General features: G+C 42.4%; 19 protein-coding genes and 4 pseudogenes. 15 read left to right on the top strand and 8 right to left on the bottom strand.

Annotated elements, in window-relative coordinates; all coding sequences use genetic code 11:
- Positions 1-89 precede the first annotated feature (89 nt).
- The 7 genes from tnpB (at position 90) to GQR42_RS01375 (ending at position 9,774) form a co-directional block, all read left to right on the top strand.
- The gene (gene tnpB / locus GQR42_RS01415) at positions 90-1,262 is read left to right on the top strand and encodes an IS200/IS605 family element RNA-guided endonuclease TnpB (RefSeq protein ID WP_158198629.1); all 1,173 of its coding nucleotides are present in this window, start codon (positions 90-92) and stop codon (positions 1,260-1,262) included.
- A 68-nt stretch (positions 1,263-1,330) separates the two neighbouring features.
- Positions 1,331-2,272 carry a J domain-containing protein gene (locus GQR42_RS01410; RefSeq protein WP_158198628.1) on the top strand — a complete coding sequence of 314 codons (942 nt, stop codon included), beginning with the start codon at positions 1,331-1,333 and terminating at the stop codon, positions 2,270-2,272.
- 38 nt (positions 2,273-2,310) lie between these two features.
- Complete coding sequence (locus tag GQR42_RS01405) at positions 2,311-3,528, top strand: ATP phosphoribosyltransferase regulatory subunit (protein WP_158198627.1); 1,218 nt, start codon at positions 2,311-2,313, stop codon at positions 3,526-3,528.
- Positions 3,529-3,943: 415 nt separating this feature from the next.
- Positions 3,944-4,180, top strand: coding sequence for a hypothetical protein (locus tag GQR42_RS01400; RefSeq protein WP_147073864.1), 237 nt, complete (start codon positions 3,944-3,946; stop codon positions 4,178-4,180).
- Between the two features lie 36 nt (positions 4,181-4,216).
- Complete coding sequence (locus GQR42_RS01395) at positions 4,217-4,720, top strand: hypothetical protein (protein ID WP_158198626.1); 504 nt, start codon at positions 4,217-4,219, stop codon at positions 4,718-4,720.
- A 145-nt stretch (positions 4,721-4,865) separates the two neighbouring features.
- Complete coding sequence (locus GQR42_RS28180; RefSeq protein WP_233271215.1) at positions 4,866-8,636, top strand: bluetail domain-containing putative surface protein; 3,771 nt, start codon at positions 4,866-4,868, stop codon at positions 8,634-8,636.
- Positions 8,637-9,261: 625 nt separating this feature from the next.
- On the top strand, positions 9,262-9,774 hold the full coding sequence (locus GQR42_RS01375; RefSeq protein ID WP_158198625.1) for a dihem cytochrome c family protein: 513 nt from the start codon (positions 9,262-9,264) through the stop codon (positions 9,772-9,774).
- A 223-nt stretch (positions 9,775-9,997) separates the two neighbouring features.
- On the opposite strand, the gene GQR42_RS01370 is transcribed toward GQR42_RS01375, so the two are convergent.
- A complete protein-coding gene (locus tag GQR42_RS01370) occupies positions 9,998-10,861 on the bottom strand; it encodes a helix-turn-helix domain-containing protein (protein ID WP_158198624.1) in 864 nt (287 codons plus the stop codon).
- A gap of 90 nt (positions 10,862-10,951) precedes the next feature.
- Here GQR42_RS01370 and GQR42_RS01365 point away from each other — a divergent pair, with 90 nt between their 5' ends.
- Both GQR42_RS01365 and GQR42_RS01360 read left to right on the top strand, forming a co-directional pair.
- Positions 10,952-12,139: an RNA-guided endonuclease InsQ/TnpB family protein gene (locus GQR42_RS01365; RefSeq protein ID WP_158198623.1), complete on the top strand. Its 1,188-nt coding sequence runs from the start codon at positions 10,952-10,954 to the stop codon at positions 12,137-12,139.
- 236 nt (positions 12,140-12,375) lie between these two features.
- Positions 12,376-12,879, top strand: a complete 504-nt coding sequence (locus tag GQR42_RS01360) for a MogA/MoaB family molybdenum cofactor biosynthesis protein (protein ID WP_158198622.1) — start codon at positions 12,376-12,378, stop codon at positions 12,877-12,879.
- 1 nt (position 12,880) lies between these two features.
- Here GQR42_RS01360 and GQR42_RS01355 read toward each other — a convergent pair whose 3' ends face one another.
- Positions 12,881-13,492 (bottom strand): hypothetical protein, encoded by a 612-nt coding sequence (locus GQR42_RS01355; RefSeq protein WP_158198621.1) that lies wholly within the window; start codon positions 13,490-13,492, stop codon positions 12,881-12,883.
- Between the two features lie 134 nt (positions 13,493-13,626).
- Between GQR42_RS01355 and GQR42_RS01350 the strand changes: the two genes are divergently transcribed.
- The 3 genes from GQR42_RS01350 (at position 13,627) to hpsU (ending at position 15,988) form a co-directional block, all read left to right on the top strand.
- Complete coding sequence (locus GQR42_RS01350; protein WP_158198620.1) at positions 13,627-14,292, top strand: urease accessory protein UreF; 666 nt, start codon at positions 13,627-13,629, stop codon at positions 14,290-14,292.
- Between the two features lie 149 nt (positions 14,293-14,441).
- Positions 14,442-15,392: a glycosyltransferase family 2 protein gene (locus tag GQR42_RS01345; RefSeq protein ID WP_158198619.1), complete on the top strand. Its 951-nt coding sequence runs from the start codon at positions 14,442-14,444 to the stop codon at positions 15,390-15,392.
- 5 nt (positions 15,393-15,397) lie between these two features.
- A complete protein-coding gene (gene hpsU, locus GQR42_RS01340) occupies positions 15,398-15,988 on the top strand; it encodes a hormogonium polysaccharide biosynthesis acetyltransferase HpsU (protein ID WP_158198618.1) in 591 nt (196 codons plus the stop codon).
- 659 nt (positions 15,989-16,647) lie between these two features.
- On the opposite strand, the pseudogene GQR42_RS01335 reads toward hpsU, so the two are convergent.
- Positions 16,648-16,989, bottom strand: a pseudogene (locus GQR42_RS01335) (transglutaminase-like domain-containing protein); the annotation flags it as partial.
- Positions 16,990-17,080: 91 nt separating this feature from the next.
- Between GQR42_RS01335 and GQR42_RS01330 the strand changes: the two are divergent.
- The gene (locus tag GQR42_RS01330; protein ID WP_158198617.1) at positions 17,081-18,268 is read left to right on the top strand and encodes an RNA-guided endonuclease InsQ/TnpB family protein; all 1,188 of its coding nucleotides are present in this window, start codon (positions 17,081-17,083) and stop codon (positions 18,266-18,268) included.
- Positions 18,269-18,308: 40 nt separating this feature from the next.
- On the opposite strand, the pseudogene GQR42_RS01325 reads toward GQR42_RS01330, so the two are convergent.
- Positions 18,309-18,878, bottom strand: a pseudogene (locus GQR42_RS01325) (transglutaminase family protein); the annotation flags it as partial.
- Between the two features lie 129 nt (positions 18,879-19,007).
- Between GQR42_RS01325 and GQR42_RS01320 the strand changes: the two are divergent.
- Positions 19,008-19,403: pseudogene (locus tag GQR42_RS01320) on the top strand (dynamin family protein); the annotation flags it as partial.
- 9 nt (positions 19,404-19,412) lie between these two features.
- Here GQR42_RS01320 and GQR42_RS28175 read toward each other — a convergent pair.
- From GQR42_RS28175 to GQR42_RS01300, 4 genes and pseudogenes are all read right to left on the bottom strand, one after another.
- A pseudogene (locus GQR42_RS28175) lies at positions 19,413-19,614 on the bottom strand (helix-turn-helix domain-containing protein); the annotation flags it as partial.
- A 50-nt stretch (positions 19,615-19,664) separates the two neighbouring features.
- Positions 19,665-22,595 carry a UPF0182 family protein gene (locus GQR42_RS01310; protein ID WP_158198615.1) on the bottom strand — a complete coding sequence of 977 codons (2,931 nt, stop codon included), beginning with the start codon at positions 22,593-22,595 and terminating at the stop codon, positions 19,665-19,667.
- A gap of 145 nt (positions 22,596-22,740) precedes the next feature.
- On the bottom strand, positions 22,741-23,967 hold the full coding sequence (locus tag GQR42_RS01305; RefSeq protein WP_158198614.1) for a glycoside hydrolase family 10 protein: 1,227 nt from the start codon (positions 23,965-23,967) through the stop codon (positions 22,741-22,743).
- A gap of 96 nt (positions 23,968-24,063) precedes the next feature.
- Positions 24,064-25,191 carry an ABC transporter permease gene (locus GQR42_RS01300; protein ID WP_158198613.1) on the bottom strand — a complete coding sequence of 376 codons (1,128 nt, stop codon included), beginning with the start codon at positions 25,189-25,191 and terminating at the stop codon, positions 24,064-24,066.
- Positions 25,192-25,275: 84 nt separating this feature from the next.
- On the opposite strand from GQR42_RS01300, the gene GQR42_RS01295 reads away from it, so the two are divergent.
- Entirely contained in the window at positions 25,276-26,211 is a 936-nt protein-coding gene (locus GQR42_RS01295; RefSeq protein ID WP_158198612.1) for a 2OG-Fe(II) oxygenase, read from the top strand.
- The last annotated feature ends 54 nt before the right edge of the window (positions 26,212-26,265 follow it).

Genomic DNA, 26,265 nt, shown 5'->3' with positions numbered 1-26,265 from the left:
GCTTTTAGCGATGGGATGAATGCTGACCAGCATATAGACGATTTTTCAAACCCATGTTATCCTAAATATAGGTTTATGATAACAGAGTAATGTATAAAGCATACAAATTCAGGATATACCCCAATACCGAGCAAGAAATAGCCTTAGCAAAAAGCTTTGGTTGTTGTCGTTGGTTTTGGAATTATTCATTGAATTTATGCCAAGAAACCTATAAAGCAACAGGAAAAGGACTGACAAGAAACTATATTCAGGGACTATTGCCTAGTCTCAAAAAAGAATATGAGTGGTTGACAGATGCTTATTCCCAGTGCTTGCAGGTTGTTGCTTTGAACTTATCTCAAGCTTATCAAAACTTCTTTGAAAAACGGGCGAGATTACCAAGATTCAAATCTAAACATGGTAAACAATCAATTAGCTATCCCGCTAATGTCAAATTTGAAGGAGACTACCTCAAATTACCTGGTAAAGTTGGATTAGTTTATTGTGTTCGTCATCGGGAATTTGCAGGAACAATTAAAACCGTTACTATCTCAAAAAACCCAGACGGTAAATACTACGCTTCTATTTTAGTTGATGACGGATTAGATTCTCTTGAGACATCAACGGATGGAAAAGCGATAGGAATTGATTTAGGATTAACTCATTTTGCTATTACCAGTAATGGCAGTAAATATGATAACCCTAAACATTTTGCTAAACATCAACGCAATTTAAAACGTAAACAACAAAAGCTTTCTCGTAAAAAGAAAGGAAGTAACAACCGTCAAAAAGCTAGACGTAAAGTAGCTAAAGTTCACTATAAAATCTCAAGATGCCGTGAGGATTTTCTCCACAAGCTATCCCGTAAGATAGTTAACGAAAACCAAGTTATTGCTGTAGAAAACCTCAATGTTAAAGCCATAGTACGCAATCATAATTTAGCTAAGGCTATTAGTGATTGTGGTTGGGGAATGTTTTGTACAATGCTTAAATACAAGGCAGAATGGGAGGGGAAAACCTATATCGAAGTTGATAGGTTTTTTCCTAGTTCTAAAACTTGTCATGTCTGTCTAAATCAAGTGGGTAGTTTGCCGCTTGATGTTAGAATATGGACTTGTGAACATTGTCAAACAACCCATGACCGGGACATAAATGCGGCGATAAATATCAGAGATGAAGCCTTACGGATACTGTCGTTAGGAACTAGCGATACTGCCTATAGAGGGGATATAAGACCAAAAGCTGGGCGTAAGTCTGTCTTGAGGCAATCCCCCTTGAAATAGGAAGCTCTCAACGACCTTGAGAGTAGTTCACTGCGATTATCATTTCGATTAAAGTTAGGATACTCTCTATGACTTTTCCAATTTCCCAGGGATTATTTCAATATGATTTAATCGATCACTTCGCTATTTTAGGAGTCTCGATCGATGCCGGGCATCAGGAGATTCGCCAGCGTTACTTAAAAATCGCCTATAAACTCCATCCCGATACCTGTCGCATTTACACCCCCGCCGAAAGGGAACGGGCTAATCAGTTACTTTCAAAATTAGTTAACCCCGCCTACGAACATCTAGGCCGCGACCTATCTCGCGAAGAATTTCGGCTTACTTTAGCACAAATGGGCAAGGCAATGGCGAGAGATTTGAGTAAAATCACCATCAATAGCGAACCAGCTAGAAAACTAGCCCAATCTAGTGCTAACTATGAATTAGCCTATCAAAAAATCCTGCAATCTTTGGCGATCGATCAATATACCGCCCTAGAAAATACCGATCAGAAAATCGCCCAACTTAGTGAACTCAACATGGTTTATCTGATGTTAACCGAAGGTCAGGGCAACAGGAAAACCCCCCCGAAAGTCTTTATCTCCCAAGGCAATCCTAACAACCAGTCCGAGTTAGTTAGAGCGGCTGTAACCACGGCAGCCCCAGCTAAAGCCAAAGAATCGCCCCTAGAAGCCTATATTCGCCGCGCCCAAGCCTCTCTTGACCAAAATAATCCCGCCCAAGCTTTGCGAGAATTGCGCGATGCCCTGCGGGAAGAACCGGATAATAGCATCTGTCACGCCCTTCTCGGTTTAGCCTACCTGCGACAAAATCAACTCTCCATGGCCCGGGTTCATATCAATCGCGCCTGGAAAGCCAACCCCCAAGATGCGACGGTGATTAGGAGCAAACGGGAACTAGATAAAGTAATTAATTCTAATACTGAAATGCAAGACCAGAAAGGACAAAAAGAGGAAGGAGAGCGCAAGGGCGGTTTTTGGTCTCGATTTGGTGGTAAAAAGAAATAGGACTAACCAGTGCCACCGATTTTGATTAGCAAACTCCCATGATTCATCAACCCCCGGCGGGGACAAGGGATTTATTACCCCTAGAAGTTACCCAAAAAGGCTGGATTAACGATCGCCTTCAGTCTGTCTTTCAGCGTTGGGGCTATCAAAGGATTGTCACCTCCACCATTGAATGGCTCGATACCCTCACCGCAGGCGGTGCGATCGATCCGGGCACCGTGATCCAACTGCACGGGGATAGTCAAGGACTATCGGGATTACGCCCTGAATTAACCGCTTCCATTGCCCGTAGTGCCGTCACCCGCATGAGTGGGGAGTCCTATCCCCAACGTCTCTGTTATCGGGCTAACGTTTTTCGTCGCCCTAGCGCCGGTTATCACGGTCGTCAAGTGGAATTCTATCAAGCGGGGGTAGAATTGCTCTTTTCTGGCGGTTTACTAGCTGATGCCGAGATTTTACTGCTCTTGGCTGACTGTTTCGATAGTTTGGCCTTCCCTAACTGGCAGATTATTCTAGGAGAAGCGGGTTTGACTCGTTCCCTACTTTCTCCTTTTCCCGGTCCCTTGCGGGAACAGGTGAAACGCTGTTTAGCCCTCCTTGACTACGTTAGCCTCGAAAATCTTCCCTATCCCAACGAAACCCTCCGGCAGCAAGCCCGACAATTATTTCAGCTGCGCGGTAATCCTCACGATGTCCTCGCACAAGTGGCAGTATTAGCCCAGGAAGAATCGGCCCAAAAAGCCGTTAATAACCTTAAATCCCTAGTAGAGCTGCTTAATGCCGATCGCTCTAGGCCTTTCCCCCTAATTCTCGATTTAAGTCTGATTCAAACCTTTGATTACTACACTGGCATCGTTTTTCAAGCCGTTAGTGATCACCAGCAAAATCTCAGTATTTTAGGCCAGGGCGGACGCTATGATCAATTATTGGGCGTTTTTCATCCCCAGGGTCAATCGGCTCCGGGTATCGGTTTTTCCCTGAATATCGAAGAACTGCACGAAAGTTTATTATCAGGGCAGACTTTACCCAGTCAAGCTCCTCCCCTCGACTGGTTACTTATCCCTTTGGGTAATAACGCCCAGATAGCGACTTTTAGTCAAGCTCGCTCCCTTCGCACCAGTGATCCGAATCTGAGGGTGGCGATCGATTTAGGGGGTCGCAGCGAGGCACAAATTCGCACCTATGCCCGCGATCGAATGATTAAAAATCTCGCCTGGGTGCAGGAAGATGGTTCCGTGAGCGAAGAATCTCTCTAAAAGGGGGCAAAAGCAGCGGAAATCCTGCCTTCTGCCCGCTGCTATAGGACTCTATCTAGGGTTTGCGGCAAAAAGTACGGGCGAAGCATTTGGGCAATAACCTATCGGTGAAACCGTAGATTTTTTATCCGAATGCTTCGCCCCTACAGGACGCGGGCCGATGAAAACGCAAGGTTTTGAAGCACGATTCCCTCAAAATCTTGCACCTGTTTCGCGAGAATAGACCTTCCAAACATAAACCAGAAGAGCCGCTATCTGACGGCATTATATAGTTTTACCAATAAATGTCAGAACAAAGATGTAGATGTAGGTTGCTCTAATGGGAAGTTTTGTGACGACAAGTAGCATTGATGATATTTATTGGGAATAATGAATCTAGAGGATTGCCTAACTTTCCAATTGGTAGCGACTTGCCATGAACCCAACAACCGCCAATTATGATGAACCCTGGAAAGAAGCATTAACCGAGTATTTTGAAGCGTTTTTATGCTTCTTTTTTCCGGAAGTTCACCAATTGATTGATTGGACAAAAATTCCCGAATCTCTGGAAAAAGAACTGAAACGGATTACCGCTTCAGCAAAGACAAAAAAACGTTTCGCTGACAAACTCTATTCAGTTATCAGTTACCAGTTATCAGTTATCAGTGACTAATTGGAAGCAAGTAGTAATCCATTTGCTACAATAGTGATGGCACACCTGAAAACGAAAGCGACTACTGGGAAGCTGCCAGAACGGGAACAGTGGAAGTGGAGGTTAATCAGGGGATTATATGAAAAGGAGTTCGAGAGAGAACAGATAATTAAACTGTTTGAAATCATCGACAATATGATGACTTTATCCCCTAAATTACAGTCAAGCTTAGAAAGTAAAATCAAACAATTTGAGGAGGAAAGAACCATGCCTTTAGTAAGTAATATGGAGTTACGAGGAAGGAAAATTGGTGAGGAAATTGGGGAGTTAAGAGGGATAGAACGCGGTAAGGAAATTGGTAAGGAAATTGGAGCGTTAGAAAAAAGCCGCGATGCCATCAAAACAGTTTTAACTGTGCGGTTTGGACAAATTTCTTCAGAAATTGAAGAGATAATCGGCAAAATGACTAACCCTACTATCTTAGAAGAGCTACTAAAATTAGCAGCTACCGCTAATTCCCTCGCAGAATTTAAGCAGTCTTTGGCAAAAATCAACATCTAGAAAACCTTCTTCTTTAGAAAACGGGTTTCTTGAAGAAACCCGTTTTCTTGTTCCTTCTTGCAATATTAATTTCTGTTACAGGGGTCTTGAAAAATTGGCGATTGTTTGCATAAAATAGACGCAGTCATCTTTCCAGGTCAGCGTCATGACTTCTACCCCGTTGCCGATTTTTCCTGCTGTTGACGATGTTTTGTTCGATTTCGCTCAATCTGATGGCTTTTGGGCGAATTTAGAAACCGCTTTTGGCACAAATTATGATGTGGTTAAGGCGACAGAATTACGACAACAGTGGCAAAGTCGAAATTTCAGTCAACTTCCCTCAATTGAGGTACTCAGTGATGAGGTTTTGGGGACGGCGAATGGTGCATATTCCAACAGTACGAATAAGATTTATTTATCAGCATCTTTTTTAAATACGGCTTCGTCAGCAGCGATAATTAATGTAATTTTAGAAGAAATTGGCCATTATGTGGATGCTCAAATTAATCAGGTGGATAGAGCCGGAGATGAGGGGGCAATTTTTGCAGAGTTGGTACAGGGGGGCGCTCTGTCTGATTCTCAGTTGGCTTTATTACGAGCGGAGAATGATTGGGCAACGATGATAATTGATGGTCAGTTAACGGCGGTCGAGCAGTCAAATCCCACTCCTGCTTTGGTTGCAAGCTACCAGGGTCTTCGCAATGCCTGGGATGTTCGAGTTGTAGGCAACTATGCCTACCTCGCCGATTTTTCAACAACGACAGCAGATTTGAAAATTGTTAATATCAGCACTCCTGCTGCTCCGGTACTGGTAAGCCAGTCTAACGCAACTAATGTTATTTCTGATGTAGATTTTTCTAATGGCTATGTGTATGCAGCAGATGGCACTTCAGGATTACGAGTGATTGATGTTAGTAACCCTTCTTCTCCAAACTTGAAAAGCACGTACAATTCTCCAGGTGATGCTCAAGATGTGAAAATAGTTGGCAATTATGCCTATGTGGCAGACGGAACTTCAGGATTACAGATTGTTAACATCAGCAACCCAAATTCTCCTGTTCTCCAAGGAACTGCTGGAATATCTATTGGTGTTATTGGTTCAGTTTCTTCCGTAGATGTGGTTGGTAATTATGCTTACATTGTCAACAAGGGTTCGTCTACCGGAAGGCTGCAAATTATCAATATTAGTAATCCGGCCTCACCTACAAAATCAGGTGAGTATTCATTTGTCTTGGAAGGGTTTGTTTCCAATGTTCAAGTTTTAGGCAATTACGCTTATATATCTGCTGGAAACCGAGGACTGAAAATTATTGACATCAGTAACCCAGCATCTCCTGTCTTGCAAGGCGAATATTATTACAACTCCGGCGCTGAAGCTTATGATGTCCAAGTAGTTGGTAAGTATGCCTACGTTGTTTTTGGTTTAACAGGATTGGAAATTATTGACATTAGCAACCCATCTTCACCCACTTTAGCAGGGTCTTATGATCCAATAACAACATACTATGGGATGCCCGTTACTAACACAGCTACGAGTGTCGAAGTCGTCAATAATTATGCCTATCTAACTGTTCAAGCAGCGAAAGACCTAGGCGGTTTATGGATTCTAGATGTAAGTCAATTTACTGGGACAAATCAGCCTCCAAGTGTTGGTCTTGCGGTTTCTCCCGCAAGTGTGACAGAAGACGGGACAACCAACTTAGTCTATACCTTCACTCGTAGCGGTTCCACAACAAATGCTTTAACAGTCAATTACACCATCGGGGGGACAGCTACCCTTAATACAGATTACACTCGTACAGGGACTAACAATACTGTCACCTTTGCTGCTAATTCATCAACTGCTACCGTAACAATTGACCCCACTCCTGACACAATAGTTGAACCCGATGAAACCGTTATTTTAACCCTTGCTGCGGGTACAGGTTATACAGTAGGGACTACCAACGCAGCCACGGGAACAATTACCAATGACGATACCAGTGTCACCCTAGCAGTTTCCCCCGCAAGCGTCACCGAAGACGGGACAGCTAATCTGGTTTATACCTTCACTCGTACTGGTTCCACAACTAATTCTTTAACGGTTAACTATACAGTTGGGGGGACAGCAACCAATGGAACCGATTACGCTTCTATTCCCACCAGTGTCACCTTTGCGGCTAATTCAGCGACTGCTAAAGTAACAATTGACCCCACTGCGGATACCACAGTTGAACCCGATGAAACTGTCATTTTAACCCTCGCGACCGGGACAGGTTATACGATAGGTACTACCACCGCAGTTACGGGGACAATCACCAATGATGATATCAGTGTTACCCCAATCGAAGCTTTCGGTAACACCAAATTAGTCAAAGACGCGACTAATAAACTTTACGCTCAAATTGGTAATAACAATCCCATCGCCATTAAAAATGGGGGGACTCAGATTACCACAAATATCTACTCAGGTTGGCAAACTCTAGCAGCAGAAACCGTCAACGGAGTCAATCAAGTTTTATGGAAGTATAACGATGGAAACTACCTCCACCTGTGGACTTTAGATAGTAACTGGAATTGGCAATCTTCCACTGGATGGTGGGGATTAAACTCATCGGAAGCTTTTACTCAAGAAACCAACTTCCAACAAGATTTTAATAGTGATGGAGTCATTGGTCAACCCTTCACCCCAATCGAAGCTTTCGGTAACACCAAATTAGTCAAAGACGCAACTAACAAACTTTACGCTCAAATTGGTAATAATAACCCCATCGCCATCAAAAATGGGGGGACTCAGATTACCACAAATATCTACCCAGGTTGGCAAACTTTGGCTGCTGAAACCGTCAATGGAGTCAATCAAGTTTTATGGAAGTATAACGATGGAAACTACCTCCATCTGTGGAGTTTAGATAATAATTGGAATTGGCAATCTTCCACTGGATGGTGGGGATTAAACTCTCCTGAAGCATTCACCCAAGAAACCAATTTCCAACAAGACTTTAATGGTGATAATCAGATTGGTAATCCCTTCACCCCAATCGAAGCTTTCGGTAACACCAAATTAGTCAAAGACGCAACTAACAAACTTTACGCTCAAATTGGTAATAATAACCCCATCGCTATCAAAAATGGGGGGACTCAGATTACCACAAATATCTACTCAGGTTGGCAAACTTTGGCTGCTGAAACCGTCAATGGAGTCAATCAAGTTTTATGGAAGTATAACGATGGTAATTATCTGCATCTGTGGACTTTAGATAATAACTGGAATTGGCAATCTTCCACCGGATGGTGGGGATTAAACTCATCGGAAGCTTTTACTCAAGAAACCAACTTCCAACAAGATTTTAACGGTGATAATAAGATTGGTAATCCCTTACCCAATATAGCTAGTAGTCTAGCGGTTTCTGCTAACGTCCCAGAACCCATTATCGGGTCATCAAACGATGATATTCTCACTGGTACTGCGGACAATGATATTCTAATTGGTGGCTTAGGTAATGATACCCTCAATGGTGCTGCCGGACTCGATACTTTAACCGGTGGGGTGGGGACAGACATCTTCATCTTCCAATTTAGTCAGTCCACCGCGGCAGCCCTAGACCGAGTTACGGATTTTGCTATTGGTGATGATAAAATTGACCTGCTTAGTCAAGCTGGTGCGGCAATTAATGCCCCGGTCGCTTTTACCCAGGCAACAAATAGCACCACGACCAATATTAACACCATTGTTACTAACGTCTTCACCGATGCTAATGGGGCAACAGCCGGAAATCAAGCTCTCGGAATTAACAGTGCTGTTTTAGTGCGGGACAATAGTTCTTCTACTTACCTAATTATCAACGACGGTACGGCGGGTTTCCAAAGTGCTAATGATTTGGTGATTAATCTCACCGGATTAACGGGTAGTTTACCGGCGCTCGGCACTATTGCGGTCAATAGTTTCTTTGTCTAAATTGATGGGGGGGATTAATTCTCCCCTTTTAATCCTCCCGTTCAAGTAATTTTGATACAAAAAAAGTTAAGAGGCTCTTCTCGACTTTGTGTTATAATTTTTGCTTATGAAACCGTGAAATACCTAGGGTTTGTTGAATAAATGTGAAATGTAGGCAAGGTAGGGGTTTTGTGGCTTTACGAGCGAAACAGGTGCAAGATTTTGAGAGAATCGTGCTTCAAAACCTTGCGTCTTCATCGGCCCGCGTCCTGTAGGGGCGAAGCATTCGGGCAATAACCTATCGGTGAAACCGTAGATTTTCTATCCGAATGCTTCGCCCGTACTTTTTGCCGCAAACCCTACCTATCAAGCAAGACTTTTAGGGCTATTTTGACGTTCGGCGATGCTCAGTCGAGCCGAGGAAGAAACTAGAAAATATCAGTATAGACCTCGTTTCCACACATAAACCAGAAGCTCCCAAATACTGATGGGCAGTCAGGAGTTTAAGCTTGTGGAGAGACTGTAAGACTCGTTGGGATTCGTCTCAAAAAGCAGGTTTCTGTGAAGCAAGAATCTCCCATCACACAGCTTTGCATTGTGATGGCGAGAGTGTCAAAATTGTGTTCAATTACCCGTCATCCCAGTCATGCCTTCCAGCGGTCAAGTGAAATCGATTTTTTTTCTTATCCTCTTTCTCCTCAGTATTCTAGGGGGTATTCTACTGGCTTCGCTACTTAAACAACCAGCGATCGCCCAATCTCCCTCCTCGGATACAGTGCTGAATCGTTATCAAATTGGAGAGCAAACCTATCTAGAAAATTGTGCCACTTGCCATATTGCCATTCCTCCGAGCATCCTACCGAGTCAAACTTGGAAAAAAATCCTAGAAAATCCTAATTCTCACTATGGTATCCGTTTAAAACCAATTGTTGGCATTACTCAGCGTCTTATCTGGGATTATCTCAGTTATTCTTCCCGCCCTGTTAGCGAGACTACTTTTGTTCCCCTCTTAATTGAACAGTCCAGCTATTTAAAAGTTTTGCACCCTAGGGTCAATTTACCCACTCCTCTCGGTCACACCACCTGTGTCACCTGTCATCCCAACGCTTCCCGCTACGATTATCAGACCCTTACCCCCATCTGGGATAATGCAGCCTAATCAGTTATCAGTTATCAGTTATCAGTTTTCAGTTTTCAGTTTTCAGCTTCTGAAGGCAAGGGGCAACAGGCACTCGTGCAAAAGACAGAATCTGACAATTCTCCTACCTAAAAAGAAGGTTAGAAACTAAGCACATCAAAGCTTTTAGCTTAACCAATTAGGTGTTAGATTCGGCCCTTGTTTTCAGATGTGAGTTTTTAGTTCACTGATTACTGATTACTGTTTACTGATCACTGAGAGGAGGTGCAGTTAGGGTGATTTCGCCGATTTGGCCAGCTTTACCCATTAATTGGGCGGGTTTTTCGTTAAGAGAGATTTTAACACCGCCAGCATTGCCGGATCGAATTTTTAAACTCTTTTGGGCTTTCCAAGTTTGTTTAGTACCGGGTTGGAGAGTGCCTTCATGGACTTTTTTGCCATCGGCAATTACCCTTACCCAAGCGGCCTGTTCAATAGTTACCTCAGCTGAGAGGGGAACTTTTGGCTGAGGAGAAGGGGAAGGAGAGGCTACCGGCGCGGGAGGGACTACCGGCGCGGGGGAAACCACGGGGGAAGGAGAGGGAGTAACGGCAGGGGGATTAGAGAGAGGGGGACGGAGGAAAAGATAGCCAATACCGCAAAATATGCCCGCCAGCAAGCCTAGCCAGAGATACATCCCGAAAGAGCCTGATTTAGCCGGTTGGGGGCCAGTTTCTGGGGTTGGTTTTTCTGGTTTCACCCGTTCCACTTTTGGGGAAGCGGGTTCAGCCTTGGGGATAGGGGTAACTTTTGTGGGCAGTGTTTTCGGGATAGTTACCTCTTGGGCTAATTGTTCCGCACTAGGAGACAAGCGATCGGCTAAAGCTTTACCATCAATTTTTAGGGCATCACCGTAGCGTTTGATAAATCCCTTGACATAAATTAATTCTGGTAATTTCTGCCAATTCCCCGTTTCCAACGCTTCTAGCATTGGTACTCTAATCATCGTCAGGGCGGCGATATCGTCTATGCTCAGGCAGCTTTCTTCCCGTTTTTGACGTAAATAAGTCCCGATTTCCTTGATTTGTTCGGCTTGTAGGGGACTGAGTTGACTCATAATTCCAGTCATCGAAAATTTGGGTCTGAAACCCCGTCGTTCTACGACGGCTTTACTGTTAAATATTAACACATTTACGAAATATATGCTATAATGTGAGACATGGAAAAAGCCTATTCGTTTCGATTTTACCCCACACCAGAACAAGAGTCCCTATTGCGGCGCACTTTGGGCTGTGTAAGATTGGTTTACAATAAGGCACTCCATCTCAGAACACAAGCATGGTACGAAAGACAAGAAAGAGTAGGATATGCTCAAACTTCTTCAATGTTGACCGATTGGAAAAAGCAAGAAGAATTAGACTTTCTCAATGAAGTTAGCTGTGTACCTTTACAACAAGGGTTAAGACATTTACAAACAGCTTTCACTAATTTCTTTGCTGGTCGTACTAAGTATCCTAACTTTAAGAAAAAACATCAGGGAGGAAGTGCCGAATTTACTAAGTCAGCTTTTAAATTTAAAGACAAACAAATTTATTTAGCCAAATGCACAGAACCTTTACCTATTCGATGGTCAAGACAAATCCCAGAAAGCTGTGAACCAAGTACAGTAACAGTCAGATTACATCCCTCAGGACGTTGGCATATCTCAATTAGATTTGATGACCCAACAATTAAGCCATTACCAGTAACAGATAAAGCCATCGGAATTGACTTAGGAATTAGTAGCCTTGTGATTACCAGCGATGGTGACAAAGTATCTAATCCTAAGCATTTTAAAAAGCATTATCAGAGACTGCGAAGAGCATCGAAAAGCCTTTCTAGAAAACAGAAAGGGTCAAAGAATCGAGAAAAGGCAAGAATCAAAGTAGCCAAAATTCACGCCAAAATCACCGATAGTAGAAAAGACCATTTACACAAGCTAACCACTCAATTAGTTCGTGAAAACCAAACGATTGTGGTTGAGAATTTAGCCGTCAAGAATCTGGTCAAAAACCCGAAATTATCTCAGGCAATATCTGACGTTAGTTGGGGAGAAATTACCCGACAATTAGCCTATAAATGCCGTTGGTATGGGAGAAATTACATCGAAGTAGATAGATGGTTTCCTAGTTCTAAGCGGTGTAGTAATTGCGGGTATATTGCTGAGAAGATGCCGTTAAATGTTCGAGAGTGGGACTGTCCAGACTGCGGGACGCACCATGACCGAGATATTAACGCCAGTAAAAACATTTTGGCCGCAGGACTTGCGGTGTCAGTCTGTAGAGCGACCATAAGACCAGAACAGAGTAAATCTGTTAAGGCAGGTGCGGAACCCCGCAAGGGAAAGAAGCAGAAACCTAAATCGTGAGGTTTGGGAATCACCGTCCGTTTACGGCGGTGAGGATGTCAATTTGGGATAATCTCTTCTCTAGAATATCCTTTTACTTTGTCATCATTACTGGCGAAAAGGTTCCAAAAACTGGCAAAAATCGGCAATACTTGCCAAAGTTAAGTTTTTTGTTCCAGGGTGACTGCACTCACAAGTCAGTACATACATTTGTTCTTAATGCTGGTTTTTCTCGAACTCTCAGCTTATCCCTAATTATGACCTTTATTCCCCATCCCGACACCGCCCCCCTTCACCTTACCTGTGCCGTAGTCACGGTGAGCGATACTCGTACCCCAGAGACGGATAGGAGTGGACAAATAATTCAAGAGTTACTAACTCGATCGGGTCATGATATCGGTCTATACTTAATTATCCCTGATGAACCCTTACAAATTCAAGCAATCTTACCAGAGATTAGCAATCAAAATCAGATAAAAGTCTTAATTCTCAATGGGGGTACTGGTATTGCTCCCAGAGACAGCACCTATGATGCTTTAGTCCCTTTATTAAGGATCACTTTGCCCGGTTTTGGCGAATTATTTCGTTATCTCAGCTATCAGGAAATCGGCTCTCGTGCCATGGCATCGAGGGCAATAGCTGGGGTTTATCAAAACTTATTAGTCTTTTCTATCCCCGGTTCCACTAATGCCGTTAAATTAGCCCTAGAAAAACTGATTCTTCCCGAAATCTTACATCTGGTTAAACAGATGAATGGATAATTTATTGGGATTTGATCTGGGCTGAAATTTCTTGAAAACATACATCCCAAAAATAGCTGGCTAGATTCACAGCACTTAACAGTTTAGGAATTCCTTCACTTAGACTAGCAAAACCTTGATTTTTAATCTGGAGAAAATCGATAGCGATTGCAAAAGTTAAAAGTGCTAAAGCAATGATTAAAATTTGGTAATAAGTTTGTCTTATTCGCCGCCAAAATGCTAAACCATAAATCAGAATTGCGAGGCCATAAACAGAGATAGTCAAGAATTTGGGAATATTAAAATAGAGGAGAATGATATGAATTCTGAAGATTTCATTGATGGCAAAAAGTCCCGTTATTATACCAGAAAAAAGTAAAAAATTGTCAGAACTATTGAAACTTGTCTTGCGGGACAACAAAGTATAACTAAAAAGGCAAACAATCGGGGGTAAACAACAAAGCAATTGAAAAGCATGGGTTAATAAACCAGCGATCGGAGTTGGGGGAGTAGCGGGAGGATAAAATAAAAGACTAGAGGGTAATTTTGCCCAATCAACCCAAGCAATCAAAGCTAAAACCAAGAGGAGAACGACAAGATTTATTTTCTGAAAATGCTGTTCTCGTGAGGACATAAGTATAGCAGTTTATAATTGTGGCTATTAATCACGGTATAATTCACAAAGTGCCGCTTTCTACCCGCTCGATCTAAATAAGGAAGCGCCAAGCATTTCCCCAGTTGTGTTAAGGACAATTTTCTCGGTTTTCTATGCTCAATCAAAAAGAACTTTTGTGTTTATTACAATTGGCTAGTCCCATTTTACCCGTCGGGGCCTATAGTTATTCCGAAGGGCTAGAAACCCTCGTCGAAAAGGGGATTATCTCCAATAGTGCCACCTTAAATGATTGGTTAGAGCGATCGCTTTGTCAAGGCTCGATTCGCTTAGAAACGGCTGTTTTGCTAAGGGTATATCGTTGTTTTTGTCAAGAAGATTTTACAAAACTTAATTATTGGGACAATTGGTTATCGGCAACGCGGGAAACAGCCGAATTAAGACAACAAAGCTGGCAAATGGGGCGATCGCTGTTAAACTTATTACGGGAGTTAGCAGCGGACAGAGATAATCTACCGGAACAGGCTAATTATGCCACCGCCTTTGCGATCGGGGCAAGTCATTGGCAAATTGGGGAAGAATTAGCGGTTTTAGGCTATTTACACAGTTGGGCAAGTAATTTAATCAATGCAGGATTGCGTTTAATTCCCCTTGGACAAACCCTAGGACAAGCGCTTCTGATCGGTTTACAGCCCAGTTTATTAACGGCAACAGCAGATATTATCAGTTTAGCCGATGAAAACCTGAGTAGTTGGAGTTGGGGGCTAAGTTTTGCCAGTATGAACCACGAAACCCAGTATAGTCGTCTATTTCGCAGTTAGAAATTTAGGGAGAAGAGCAGGAGAATGACGGAAAAAAGCAGATAAGGTATAGTATGATTGAAAAAAATCTTAGGTCTTAGTTCTCGCTTTCTGAGTAACTAAGGGTTTTAAGGAAAGATGCGAACACTCTACCTAGCCACAGTGTACCAATGTTTAGTCAATCAGAAAAAATTCCCGTTTCGGTGCTAATTCCCGCCAAAAACGAGGAATCTAACCTTCCCGCTTGTTTAGAGAGTGTTGCTAGGGCTGATGAAGTGTTTGTCGTCGATTCCCAAAGTAGCGATCGCTCGATCGAAATATCTACAAACTATGGTGCTAATGTAGTCCAATTTTATTTTAATGGTCGTTGGCCGAAAAAGAAAAACTGGTCTCTCGATAACCTGCCCTTTCGCAATGAATGGGTATTAATCGTCGATTGTGATGAGAGAATCACCCCCGAACTATGGGACGAAATCGCCACCGTGATCCAAGATCCCCACTATAACGGTTATTATCTCAATCGTCGCGTCTTCTTCCTCGGACAATGGATTCGTTATGGTGGCAAGTATCCCGACTGGAATCTGCGCTTATTTAAACATAATTCGGGCAGATACGAGAATTTAAACACGGAAGATATCCCCAACACGGGAGATAACGAAGTTCACGAACACGTTATCCTCGATGGCAAGGTGGGCTATCTAAAAAATGATATGCTGCACATCGATTTCCGCGATATCTATCATTGGTTAGAAAGACATAATCGTTATTCCAACTGGGAAGCGCGAGTTTATTACAATATTCTCACGGGTAATGATGAAAGCGGCACGATCGGAGCGAACTTCTTCGGTGACGCAGTGCAGAGAAAACGTTTTTTAAAGAAAATTTGGGTAAAACTGCCCTTTAAACCGCTGCTGCGCTTTATTCTCTTTTATTTTATCCGTCTCGGTTTCTTGGATGGCAAAGCTGGTTATATCTACGGTCGTCTTTTGAGTCAGTACGAATACCAAATTGGGGTTAAATTGTACGAATTACGGCAATTTGGCGGTAAATTAAACGTTAATGCCCAGGCTAATCCCCCGGTTAAACCCTCGGAACCTCAACCCGCAGAAATGATTAAATAGGTCCTATGTCCCCAGAAATCCGCACCGATGAGGAAGCGTGGCTAGAGCTGCGTACCTACGATCAATCTTGGTTCGATCGCGGTCGTTCTAATCCGATTATCCTACTTTGGTGGTTAGTACAAGGAATTCTTTTTCCCCTCAGTTTACATCAGATGGATAGCTTTCGCTGCGCTGTTTTGCGGCTATTCGGGGCTAAAATCGGCCAAGGTGTGAAAATTCGCCCGACGGCAAGGGTGACTTATCCTTGGAAAGTGGCGATCGGCGATTATACTTGGATCGGCGATGATGTGGTGATTTATAGTTTAGATAACGTTACCATCGGCAGTCATTGTGTAATTTCTCAAAAATGCTATCTTTGCACTGGCAGTCACGATCCTGGCGATCGCTCTTTTGGCTTAAAAACCACTCCCATCCTCATCGGTAATGGTACATGGATCGCGGCCGATTGTTTTTTGGCTCCGGGGGTAAAAATTGGCTCTAATGTGGTTATCGGGGCAAGAAGCAGCGTATTTGCCGATATTCCTGCTCAAAAGGTCGCCTGGGGCAGTCCCTGTCGTCCTCAATACGATAGAAAGATGAATTCTTATAGCAGTTAGGGGTTGCTGAAAAAGTTTTTCGGTGGGGGTAGGAGTCGGTCGTCAGTAGCCAGTCGTCAGGAGCCGGTCGTTTCAGGCTTTGTTGCCCTGGTTTTTTGTACCAAGCTATGTACTACAAGAAGGATAATGCCAGGTTTTTGAAAGTCCCAATCCTATTTTCGCAGCATGAACATCGGATTTTAACAGGTCAAAAGCCTTATTTTAAAAGGGTTTTACCATTATTCAGCCAGCCCTAAGTAGCATTTTTATCGATAATCGATAAAAATGCTAGAACCTAACGGCAATCTTCGCTTTAAATTACGAACACCCTAGCAGTTAGGGACTTGCGTGGGAATAATATCCCAGCTTTGAAAATCGCTCTGTAGAAGAATCAGACCAGCCAGATGGCACAGGATCAAAGCGCAAGTCCCTTATTGGAAGGGGGTTCTCGAAGGCTCTCCCCCTACTTAGGGTGATCAGCAAACCCCCTCCGCGCGGAGGGCGCAAGCTTTGCGCCCCGACAGTAACGGATTTTGTCCACAATGTAGGGGCGAACTGCGTTCGCCCAAAAGGTACATTATCAAACCGCAAGTCCCTTATCCTAATGGTGAAGTAGGGAGTTTTCCTTTTGGGGGAGTCAGAAAACGATCGCCGGTCAAGGAAAAACCCGATAATTCAACCTATTCCCTCGGATCAAAATCTGGCAGCGTCCCCAGCTTGCGAATGGTTACTTTAACATCCATAGACAAAAAGTCATCGGCATCACCAAACCAAGAACCAGAAAGAGGTATGATTTGACCGGGATGACGAGCGATCGCCACTCGAATTAAATCAAAGCCGGCGGTAATTTGATTAGTCGGATCATAATTACGCCAACCGGCCCCCGGTAGATAAACCTGTAACCAAGCATGGGTAGCACCAGAGCCAGTCATCCCCACTTCACCACCGTCGAGGGCAGCATCGTAGAGATAGCCACTGACAAATCGACAGGCTAAACCCAATCTTCGCAAAGCTTCGATCATCGAAAATTTGGGTCTGAAACCCCGTCGTTCTACGACGGCTTTACCGTTAAATATGAGCATCGTTTACCAAATATATGCTAAAATGTGAGACATGGAAAAAGCCTATTCTTACCGATTTTACCCCACACCCGAACAAGAGTCGCTATTGCGGCGCACTTTGGGCTGTGTAAGATTAGTTTACAATAAAGCTCTCCATCTCAGAACACAAGCTTGGTATGAAAGACAAGAAAGAGTAGGATATGCTCAAACTTCTTCAATGCTAACCGATTGGAAAAAGCAAGAAGAATTAGACTTTCTCAACGAGGTAAGCTGTGTACCTTTACAACAAGGGTTAAGACACCTACAAACAGCTTTCACTAACTTCTTTGCTGGTCGTACTAAGTATCCTAACTTTAAGAAAAAACATCAAGGAGGAAGTGCCGAATTTACTAAGTCAGCTTTTAAATTTAAAGACAAACAAATCTATTTAGCTAAATGCACAGAACCTTTACCTATTCGATGGTCAAGACAAATACCAGAAAGCTGTGAACCAAGCACAGTAACAGTCAGATTACATTCCTCAGGACGTTGGCATATCTCAATAAGATTTGATGACCCAACAATTAAACCCTTACCCCCAACCGATAAAGCCATCGGAATTGACTTAGGAATTAGTAGCCTTGTGATTACCAGCAATGGAGAAAAGGTATCTAATCCTAAGCATTTTAAAAAGCATTATCAGAGACTGCGAAAGGACCCAAAAAATCTTTCTAGAAAACAGAAAGGCTCAAAAAATCGGGAAAAAGCAAGAATCAAAGTGGCAAGGATTCACGCTCAAATCAACGATAGTAGAAAAGACCATTTACACAAGCTAACCACTCAATTAGTTCGTGAAAACCAAACGATTGTGGTTGAGAACTTAGCCGTCAAGAATCTGGTCAAAAACCCGAAATTATCTCAGGCAATATCTGACGTTAGTTGGGGAGAAATTACCCGACAATTAGCTTATAAATGCCGTTGGTATGGGAGAAATTACCTCGAAATAGATAGATGGTTTCCTAGTTCTAAGCGGTGTAGTAATTGTGGGTATATTGCTGAGAAAATGCCGTTAAATATTCGAGAATGGGATTGTCCAGACTGTGGGACTCACCATGACCGAGATATTAACGCTAGTAAAAATATTTTGGCCGCAGGGCTTGCGGTGTCAGTCTGTAGAGCGACCATAAGACCAGAACAGAGTAAAACTGGGGCGGCAGGTGCGAAAAATCCTTCGGGACAGAAGCAGAAACCCAAATCGTGAGGTTTGGGAATCGCCGTCCGTTTTACGGCGGCGAGGATGTCAACAACCAAGCATAATCGCGACAAGTTCCCGACTTTAGCCGCAGGGTTTCTCCGGGGGATTGAGTTCCTTCACTCTCCCGGGATTGGTAGGTAAAATTATCTTTGATAGCGGCCATCATTCTTGCCATGGCATCGAGGGTATCATCTTGATCCCCCGCTACAAAACTTTTAGCCCAAGCTGCCAGGCTGCCGTCGGCATCCTCGGCGTGGGGACGCATAAACACCACTAGATCTAACCATTCATCGGGGGTATATTGGACAGGAATTTCGATCGCCCGTTGAGCGAGGGGAAAATCAGCGATCGCTTTTAAGCCCAAATGTTCCGCCCGTAATCGACAGGTAACGATTAATTCTGACGCTGGTTCAGCAAATTCAAGCTCTACCACATTGTTAGATAGAGTATCCATAGTCCAGCGGGTTTTGGCGGCAATATTCGCCTCCACAGAATAACTGATAATTCTTTCACCGTGACCGGCGCTAGGCAAAAAAATCGCCCGATGTTCCCCAAAAGTTACCGGCCTACGATAATGATAGGTGGTGATGTGTTCCAAGTCGTAGATGACACTCATCCTGATTGTCCTTAATAAAGTAGCTGGTTATAATTAAATTGAAGATGGCTCCCCCCTACCCCCTTGATAAGGGGGTGCCTGAGAATTTTTAACACCCACCCACTCAGTCACTGATAACTGATAACTGAAATGACCTCTGACCCGTTCCTCGATCGAGCTTGGAATACCGAAGACCTAGAACAAGCGCTTCGAGGTGTCGGCACTATTCAAGAAGAACTCAACTATAATCAGGCACGCAATTCTCTGAGCAAACTTGTTGAGCGTCTGGATCTTACCTCGAGCGAGAAAATTGGTCTAGAAGCTGATATCGAGCGCCTAGTGGGACTACTAGAAAAACTCGATCGATCCCTGATTCAAATTGCCGCTTTTGGCCTGGTGGGCCGGGGAAAATCCTCGATTTTAAATGCTCTGGTCGGTCAAGAAATCTTGACAACCGGTCCTCTACACGGAGTTACCCGCACCATTAAAGGGGTAAATTGGCAGTTAAGCAGCGATGACACTTTCCTCAATCTAGCCTGTCTGACTCGCTGACATTTTAAAGGGTTGTTTGGCGTTTTTGGGGTGCGTCTCGCTTTTAGCTTGTGCTGTGTCAGGTAGATAGCATCCGAGGGAACTTTGATTCCTTCTTAATTCTCGCTTTGGTCGTGCTTTGATGGCATCCGAGCAAGACAGCCATTTGCCGTTGAGATAAATTTCCCTCTTGACTAAGTTGGTAGAGCAAGTTTCTTTGTTCTATGTTAAGATGTCAGCGGCTCATTTTTGGGTCTGATTTGTTTTTGTTAATGATCAGACAGTACCTGATGAGCCTTTCTTTGTCAACTCTTGAGGTTGATGCGTTTCATTTTTGAATTGGCGGAATAACTTTTCTAAAGCTTCCTTCAAGGTTGGTTCCATGACAATTTTATTTTGATAAGCAACTGTTACTCTAGCGATTGTCGGGACACTATTTTGGTCTGCCACTAGATACAAAGGTTCTACATAAAGCAGCGATTGTTCAATGGGAATAATTAATAGGTGTCCTTGCAAAACTTTAGAACCGTCCCGATTCCAAAGGGAAATCTGTTGAGAAATATCTGGATCTTGGTTAATTAAAGCCTCAATTTGATTCGGTCCGTACACTAACCTTTGTTTAGGAAATTGATAGAGTAATAAATTACCATATTCTCTATCGTCGGAACGCGCCGCTAACCAAGCGATTAAATTTTGCCGACTAGAGGGAGTATAGGGATGGAGAAGAATAAATTCTTCTTTGTCGGCATCGGGCAGTTTCATGATTAAATAATAGGGTGATACAGCCTGGGGTTCTGTGCCGTAAATTTCTAGGGGAATTTCCCATTGATCCTCCCGATTATAAAATACTTGCGGATCGGTCATGTGATAGGTTAATAATCTTTCTGCTTGGGTACTAAATAAATCTTCGGGATAACGGATATGACTGCGGAGAGTTTTCGGCATTTCTGCTAAAGATTTAAACAGATGAGGAAAGATTTTACTCCACGTCTGAATAATGGGATCATTTTGATCGGCAACATAGAAATTCACCGTTCCATGATAGGCATCCACTACCACTTTGACCGAATTGCGAATATAGTTAAATTTATCTTTACCCGGGTCAGAATAGGGATAGCGATCGCTGATAGTATAAGCATCAATAATCCAATGTAATTTACTACTACTATCGCCCACATCTGCCGCTACTAAATAGGGGTTGCGATCATAACTTAAAAAAGGCGCGATAGTTTGCACGCGATTTTGGATATCACGACGCATTAATAAGCGAGTTTCGGGAGTAAAATCTTGGCTAAATAACATTTGCCAATCCCGCAGATAAAGGGCAAATAGCCAACGTCTCCACCCCGTCCCCACTAGGATTCCTCCCTTACCATCGTAGGTATTATAGACATTTCCATCCCCGCTAGGAAAATCCAATTCTTCTACGGTGGTGGGAGTCATCACATAATTATTAGTTAATTCCCCGTAGTAAATGCGGGGTTTACCAATGGGAATACTATAATCAATTAATTCGCTAGAGGTTTGTAAGGCTCCTTCGTCTTTATTTGTGCCGATATCTTTGACAAAATAGTAGGGTAAACCCCCGGCAGCCACTAAATTAACCGGGGAAAGAGTGAACCCATAACCGTGGGTATAAACGAGATGTTTATTCACCCAAGTGTTAGCAGAAGTGGGAACCGCACTATAATCTAATTCTCTAGCGGCAATAATTGTCTGTTGTTTTTCAGATATTTGACGTTCCTCGATTTTTTGATGGGAGCCTACTCGCACTTGATAGCGATCAATATCAGCATCGGGGAATTTATAATATAAGCGAATTTGCTGTAATTGTCGGTTAGTTTCTAGTAGTGGTTTGGTGTCCCAAAGACGAATATTATCGATAGTTAGATGATTTCTCTCTAAAACTTCGGCATTTAATTCGGCCTGTGGATCGAAAACTTGGGCATCAATTCTATCTAAGGAAAAAGCCGCTCTTGTGGATTGAATACTTCTTTCAATGTAGGGTCTTTCTCTCACTAATTCATTCGGTTGTACGATAGTTCTTTGTAATAGTCCACTGATAATTGTGCCACTTATCCAAACAATTAAATAGAGAAATACCGGAATTAAGTAGGGAGAAAATACCAACTTTTTCTTAGCGGTTTTGTGTAATTTGCGACGGCTTATTTTACCAAATAATGCTTTTTCTCCTAACCATATAGAGGTTATTCCTGCAATAACTCCCAGAATAATTTCAATAAATTGACCAACATGAACATCGATATAACCCGCACCATAAACTACTCCTTGCGGAGAATAAAGTAGCAGGTAACGCTGAATAATATGGTGTAATACTAGCAGCCCCATTAACCCACTCCACAGGGCGTATAAATGACGCAGTTGCGGACGGGAAAACCCCAGAAATTTTCCCTGAGAAAGACTGTCAGCCGAAAAAAGATAGGTTAAACTGACGGCAAAAAGAGTATATATTCCCACACCACTGAGCCATAATTCTAGTAACTGCCACAGGGGTAATTGAAAGATGTAAAAACTTATATCATTCCCGTATTGAGGATCGTTAATATTGAAAGGAACACCATAAAAATATTTTAAAAAATTCGCCCACTGCCCAGCAATAATAAAAGATAGCATTACAGTGAATAATATAGATATTATTCGCAAAAAATACTCGGTTTTAATTAATAATCCCAAGACTAAAAGAGCGATGATTACCCCTTGCCAAAGATTGCTAGAAATATCGTTTAATACTTGCCTAATCCAAACTATTTCCAGAGGAGAACTTAGGGAAGAACTAAGGTTAGGGAGATTAAAATCTGGTGTCCAGAGACTGAGGGCTAGTTTACTGTAATACAATAACATTGACCCGATCCAAGCTCCAATTCCCGTTGCAATAATCAAAAGACCGAGTAAATTAATACTAGGGGATTGAGGACTAAGAGGATAACTATCTTCCTGGGATTTTTGCCAACGAAAACGCTGGGCTAAACGTAAATTAGTAAAAATAAAAAGTAGAGAAAGAATCGCACTTCCCCAACCTAATCCTAGTTGCCAAGATAATTGTTTCAGGAAAGTGTTTAAATAACCCATCTCGGCAAACCAGAGGCTATTGGCTACCACTAACACCCCTAACTGCCCGATCACAAGGCAGCCAAGAAACAGTAAAATAGGTTTAGCGATCGAGCTTCGGTTATGTCTAATGAGCATGGATAAAAAGATCAGGGAGAGTCTTCTTTCATTCTAGCGATTCTTGTCTCTCCCTGCCGCTTTTTCTTAATTTAAAGATAAACTTAAGAAACTATAGCGGGGTTAGGGCGATAATTTCACTTAAAGTCAGGAATTTTCAGCAATTTTAGCTAGGGTTAGGAGAGTGGAGTATTTCCCGAAAAATCCTGCGTCGATAGGAAGGAGATTCATTGCTCATATTCCATAAAGTTTCGTAGAAAAAGAAAGAAACGCCAAAATTTTGTTGTCTCGATTTTTCCACTTGTTGAGTAATATTAACCATCGGAATCGGACGACCTTTTAAACCAGATAAAATTCCAATAGCTACGGGTATAGATTCTCTAGCTTGCTGTAATTCTGGTTGGGATAATTCCCAGTCAAAGGCGTTCATATCAGTTCGATACACTTGTACTATTAGCTCATCAATCAAGTTTTTTTCTTGCCATTTTTGCCAATCTAAAAGATAGGATTCTAGGGAGAAAGTGTAGGGATTAGGAGATAGGGAAATAATCGCTCTAGGTTGGCGTTTTTTAATGGTCTGGGCTAAACTACTCATATAGTCAGTAATTTTATCGGCCCGCCATTGAATCCATGCTTTATCTTGGTAATCTTGCGGTGGCAATTGTCCCGAATGTTCCCTTTGATAGAGTTTAATTGTGGTTTCATCATAGCCAAAATCGGCGGGATAACCAAAATGGTCATCAAACTGAATTCCTTCTATATCGTAGTTAGTAATAATCTCGCTGACTAAATCCGTAATAAAGTTTTGTACTTGCGGATGTAAGGGATTTAACCACACCCGTTGATGCACTTTTCCTTCCCACCAAATCACGCTTTTATCCTGTCTTTGGGTTAACCAATCGGGATGTCGTTTTGCTAATTCTGAATCCGCAGGAGCCATAAAACCAAATTCAAACCAGGGAATAATTCTTAATTTTTTCCGATGACCTTGGCTAATTATTTCCTTTAAAAAGTTGCGATTTTTTAAAGATTCATGGGGATCGATCGCTCGTCCTGTGACTTTTTCTGCTACCTTAGAAGGATAGAGTGTATAACCCCAATTCCAGACCGTGGGATAAATAGTGTTAAAGTTTAAATCAGCCAACCTATCAAGGGCCCCTTTTAGGGTTTGCGGTTTAAATAATACCTCACTATCGATATTAGTTAACCAAACTCCACGAATTTCGGCTTTTTCTTGGGTTTGATTAGTCGATTGGGCCGGATAATTAAAGGTTATCGTCATGATACAAGCAAAGATAATTAAAAATATTAACCAGCTTATTTTCCCGTATCTTTGACTATAAATCACCAAACTATCGGCGAAATTATTAAAAGTTTTACTGATTTTATTCATAATGGGAAGTGGGGTAGTGGGGAGACTTTTCAGTTATCAGTGAACAGTGAACAGTAATCAGTGAAGTGATAACTGATAATGGCTAAAATAACTAAATTATCTCTCTAAATTGCGAGGATCTAGGGCATCGCGTAAACCATCACCGAGTAAGTTAAAAGCTAAAACAGTGAGAATAATTAACAAAGCAGGTGGCCAAATTAACCAGGGTTGTAGAACAATAATTGAGGCATTGGTAGCCAAAGAAAGCATATTTCCCCAACTAGGGTCTGGTTGTTGAATTCCCAAACCAATTAAACTTAAAACCGATTCGGCCACGATAAACCCCGGCACGGCTAATGTAGCAGAAATAATGATATAACTGGCAGTTTGGGGCAGCACATGACGCAGAATAATATAAAGGGGTTTTGCTCCCATAGCTTTAGCGGCCTGAATAAATTCCTGTTCTTTCAGGGATAAAACTTGACCGCGAATTACCCGCGCTAATCCCGACCAACTGATAAAAGAAGTAATCAGGACGATTAATAAAAAGCGCTGGGTGCTGGTTAATCCTGCGGGTAAAACTGCCGCCAGAGCTACGAGTAAATATATGCCGGGGATAGTCATTAAAACTTCCACAAAACGCATTAAAATCGCATCTAACCAGCCGCCAAAATAGCCAGAAACGCCACCAACAAATAAACCGATAGGGAAAGAAATTAAAATCCCGACTAAACCGATAAATAAACTAATTCTGCCCCCGAAAATCAAGCGACTAAAACTATCACGTCCTGATTCGTCAGTTCCCAATATATTGATTCTACCATCGCCGATGACCCCGAACAGATGGCGATCAAAGGGGATACCGGGAAATAAAGTTACTTCCTGCCATTTTGGCGGTAAAGGTAGACGAATTTGACCGAAATTATAGGTTTCACCCTTAACCAAGAGACGCAGCGGCAAGGGGTTGTTAAAATCTCTAATTAGCTTCCGCTCACCAGTTTCTATATTAATAGCACTTTGAGTGGTGGGATAGACGTGGGGGCCAATCCACTCACCCTTGTTACTTCCCGACTGCGAGCGCCAAAAGATTTGGGTGGGGGGGAGGAGAGACTGACCGGGTTGGGAGGAGTAGGGAGAGTAGGGAGCGACAAAATCCGCCGCCATTACGCTTAAATAGAAGATTAACAGTAAAACTGCTCCCCAACGGGCGAGAGGATTATCTTTGAGTTTGTGCCACCAGTCCATAGGCGATGAGGTCAATAGGAGAGTTAATCTTTATTTTGCTAGTTTGATTGCTACAATTCATCATACCAACAAAAAAGCTGTCTAATGTTTATTAATCCCCTTGTTTATGAGAAATCTTCTGTCTATCGTCAAGATTTTGAGACAGCGCAACCGTTTAAGCATTTGGTCATCGATAATTTTTTAGTTAGGAAGCAAGCGCAAATTTTGCTGGAAAATTTTCCCAGTTTTAATCCGCAAAAAGCTATTAGTGAGTTAGGAAAAGTTGGCGGAAAGGCAGTTAATGAGGATTTAATCGGTTTGGGGGGTGTTTATCAACAGTTTGTCCACTACATTCAAGCTCAAGAGTTTTTAGAGTTAATTTCCCAATTAACTGGTATCGATAATTTAATTCCAGACCCTAGTTTTTATGGGGGTGGAACCCACGAAAATTTACACGGTCAAGAATTAGACCCTCACGTTGATTTTAACCTTGATGAGCGTCATTGGTATCATCGCCGCTTGAATTTATTAATCTATTTAAATCCCCAATGGCAAGCAGATTGGGGAGGGAATCTAGAATTACATTCCAATCCTCGTCAACCGGAAGAAAATAGGATTAAATCTTTTGTACCTATCTTTAATCGTTGTCTTATTTTTGAAACCAATGAATATTCATGGCATGGATTTTCTCAGATTAATTTACCAGAAAATCAACGGCATTTATCGCGTAAATCTCTTTCTATCTATCTCTATACCAAAGAACGTCCTATCGAAGAATTATCACCATCTCATACAACTTTTTACATCCCGCGCCCGCTGCCAGAAAATATTCAACCCCATCAAGTTTTAAGCGCGGAAGATTACCAACAAATTAAAATTTTACTGAAAAGACGGGATGATTTAATTCGTTTTTATCAAGATAGAGAACTGAAAGAATCTCAGGATTTAGTTAGTTTAAAATCCCATATTAAACGCTATCTATCCCTCCAATATCCTCATCTTTGGCGAATGTTGAAAAGTTTACCCCGTTGGCAAAAGTGACCTGAGAAAAAAATCCCTACTTTCCAATCAGAGAGAGTAGGGAATAATCAAAAA

This window comes from Microcystis aeruginosa FD4 (assembly GCF_009792235.1).
In the GTDB taxonomy this organism is placed as follows: Bacteria; Cyanobacteriota; Cyanobacteriia; order Cyanobacteriales; family Microcystaceae; genus Microcystis; species Microcystis viridis.
The sequence above is the reverse complement of the archived record's forward strand: the minus strand, read 5'-3'. Positions and strand labels throughout refer to the sequence as shown.

Excerpts from the sequence above, each read along its gene's own strand:
- tnpB (WP_158198629.1), top strand. The coding sequence starts at position 90 with ATGTATAAAGCATACAAATTCAGGATATACCCCAATACCGAGCAAGAA.
- GQR42_RS01410 (WP_158198628.1), top strand. The coding sequence starts at position 1,331 with ATGACTTTTCCAATTTCCCAGGGATTATTTCAATATGATTTAATCGAT.
- GQR42_RS01405 (WP_158198627.1), top strand. The coding sequence starts at position 2,311 with ATGATTCATCAACCCCCGGCGGGGACAAGGGATTTATTACCCCTAGAA.
- GQR42_RS01400 (WP_147073864.1), top strand. The coding sequence starts at position 3,944 with ATGAACCCAACAACCGCCAATTATGATGAACCCTGGAAAGAAGCATTA.
- GQR42_RS01395 (WP_158198626.1), top strand. The coding sequence starts at position 4,217 with ATGGCACACCTGAAAACGAAAGCGACTACTGGGAAGCTGCCAGAACGG.
- GQR42_RS28180 (WP_233271215.1), top strand. The coding sequence starts at position 4,866 with ATGACTTCTACCCCGTTGCCGATTTTTCCTGCTGTTGACGATGTTTTG.
- GQR42_RS01375 (WP_158198625.1), top strand. The coding sequence starts at position 9,262 with ATGCCTTCCAGCGGTCAAGTGAAATCGATTTTTTTTCTTATCCTCTTT.
- GQR42_RS01370 (WP_158198624.1), bottom strand. The coding sequence starts at position 10,861 with ATGACTGGAATTATGAGTCAACTCAGTCCCCTACAAGCCGAACAAATC.
- GQR42_RS01365 (WP_158198623.1), top strand. The coding sequence starts at position 10,952 with ATGGAAAAAGCCTATTCGTTTCGATTTTACCCCACACCAGAACAAGAG.
- GQR42_RS01360 (WP_158198622.1), top strand. The coding sequence starts at position 12,376 with ATGACCTTTATTCCCCATCCCGACACCGCCCCCCTTCACCTTACCTGT.
- GQR42_RS01355 (WP_158198621.1), bottom strand. The coding sequence starts at position 13,492 with ATGTCCTCACGAGAACAGCATTTTCAGAAAATAAATCTTGTCGTTCTC.
- GQR42_RS01350 (WP_158198620.1), top strand. The coding sequence starts at position 13,627 with ATGCTCAATCAAAAAGAACTTTTGTGTTTATTACAATTGGCTAGTCCC.
- GQR42_RS01345 (WP_158198619.1), top strand. The coding sequence starts at position 14,442 with ATGTTTAGTCAATCAGAAAAAATTCCCGTTTCGGTGCTAATTCCCGCC.
- hpsU (WP_158198618.1), top strand. The coding sequence starts at position 15,398 with ATGTCCCCAGAAATCCGCACCGATGAGGAAGCGTGGCTAGAGCTGCGT.
- GQR42_RS01330 (WP_158198617.1), top strand. The coding sequence starts at position 17,081 with ATGGAAAAAGCCTATTCTTACCGATTTTACCCCACACCCGAACAAGAG.
- GQR42_RS01310 (WP_158198615.1), bottom strand. The coding sequence starts at position 22,595 with ATGCTCATTAGACATAACCGAAGCTCGATCGCTAAACCTATTTTACTG.
- GQR42_RS01305 (WP_158198614.1), bottom strand. The coding sequence starts at position 23,967 with ATGAATAAAATCAGTAAAACTTTTAATAATTTCGCCGATAGTTTGGTG.
- GQR42_RS01300 (WP_158198613.1), bottom strand. The coding sequence starts at position 25,191 with ATGGACTGGTGGCACAAACTCAAAGATAATCCTCTCGCCCGTTGGGGA.
- GQR42_RS01295 (WP_158198612.1), top strand. The coding sequence starts at position 25,276 with ATGTTTATTAATCCCCTTGTTTATGAGAAATCTTCTGTCTATCGTCAA.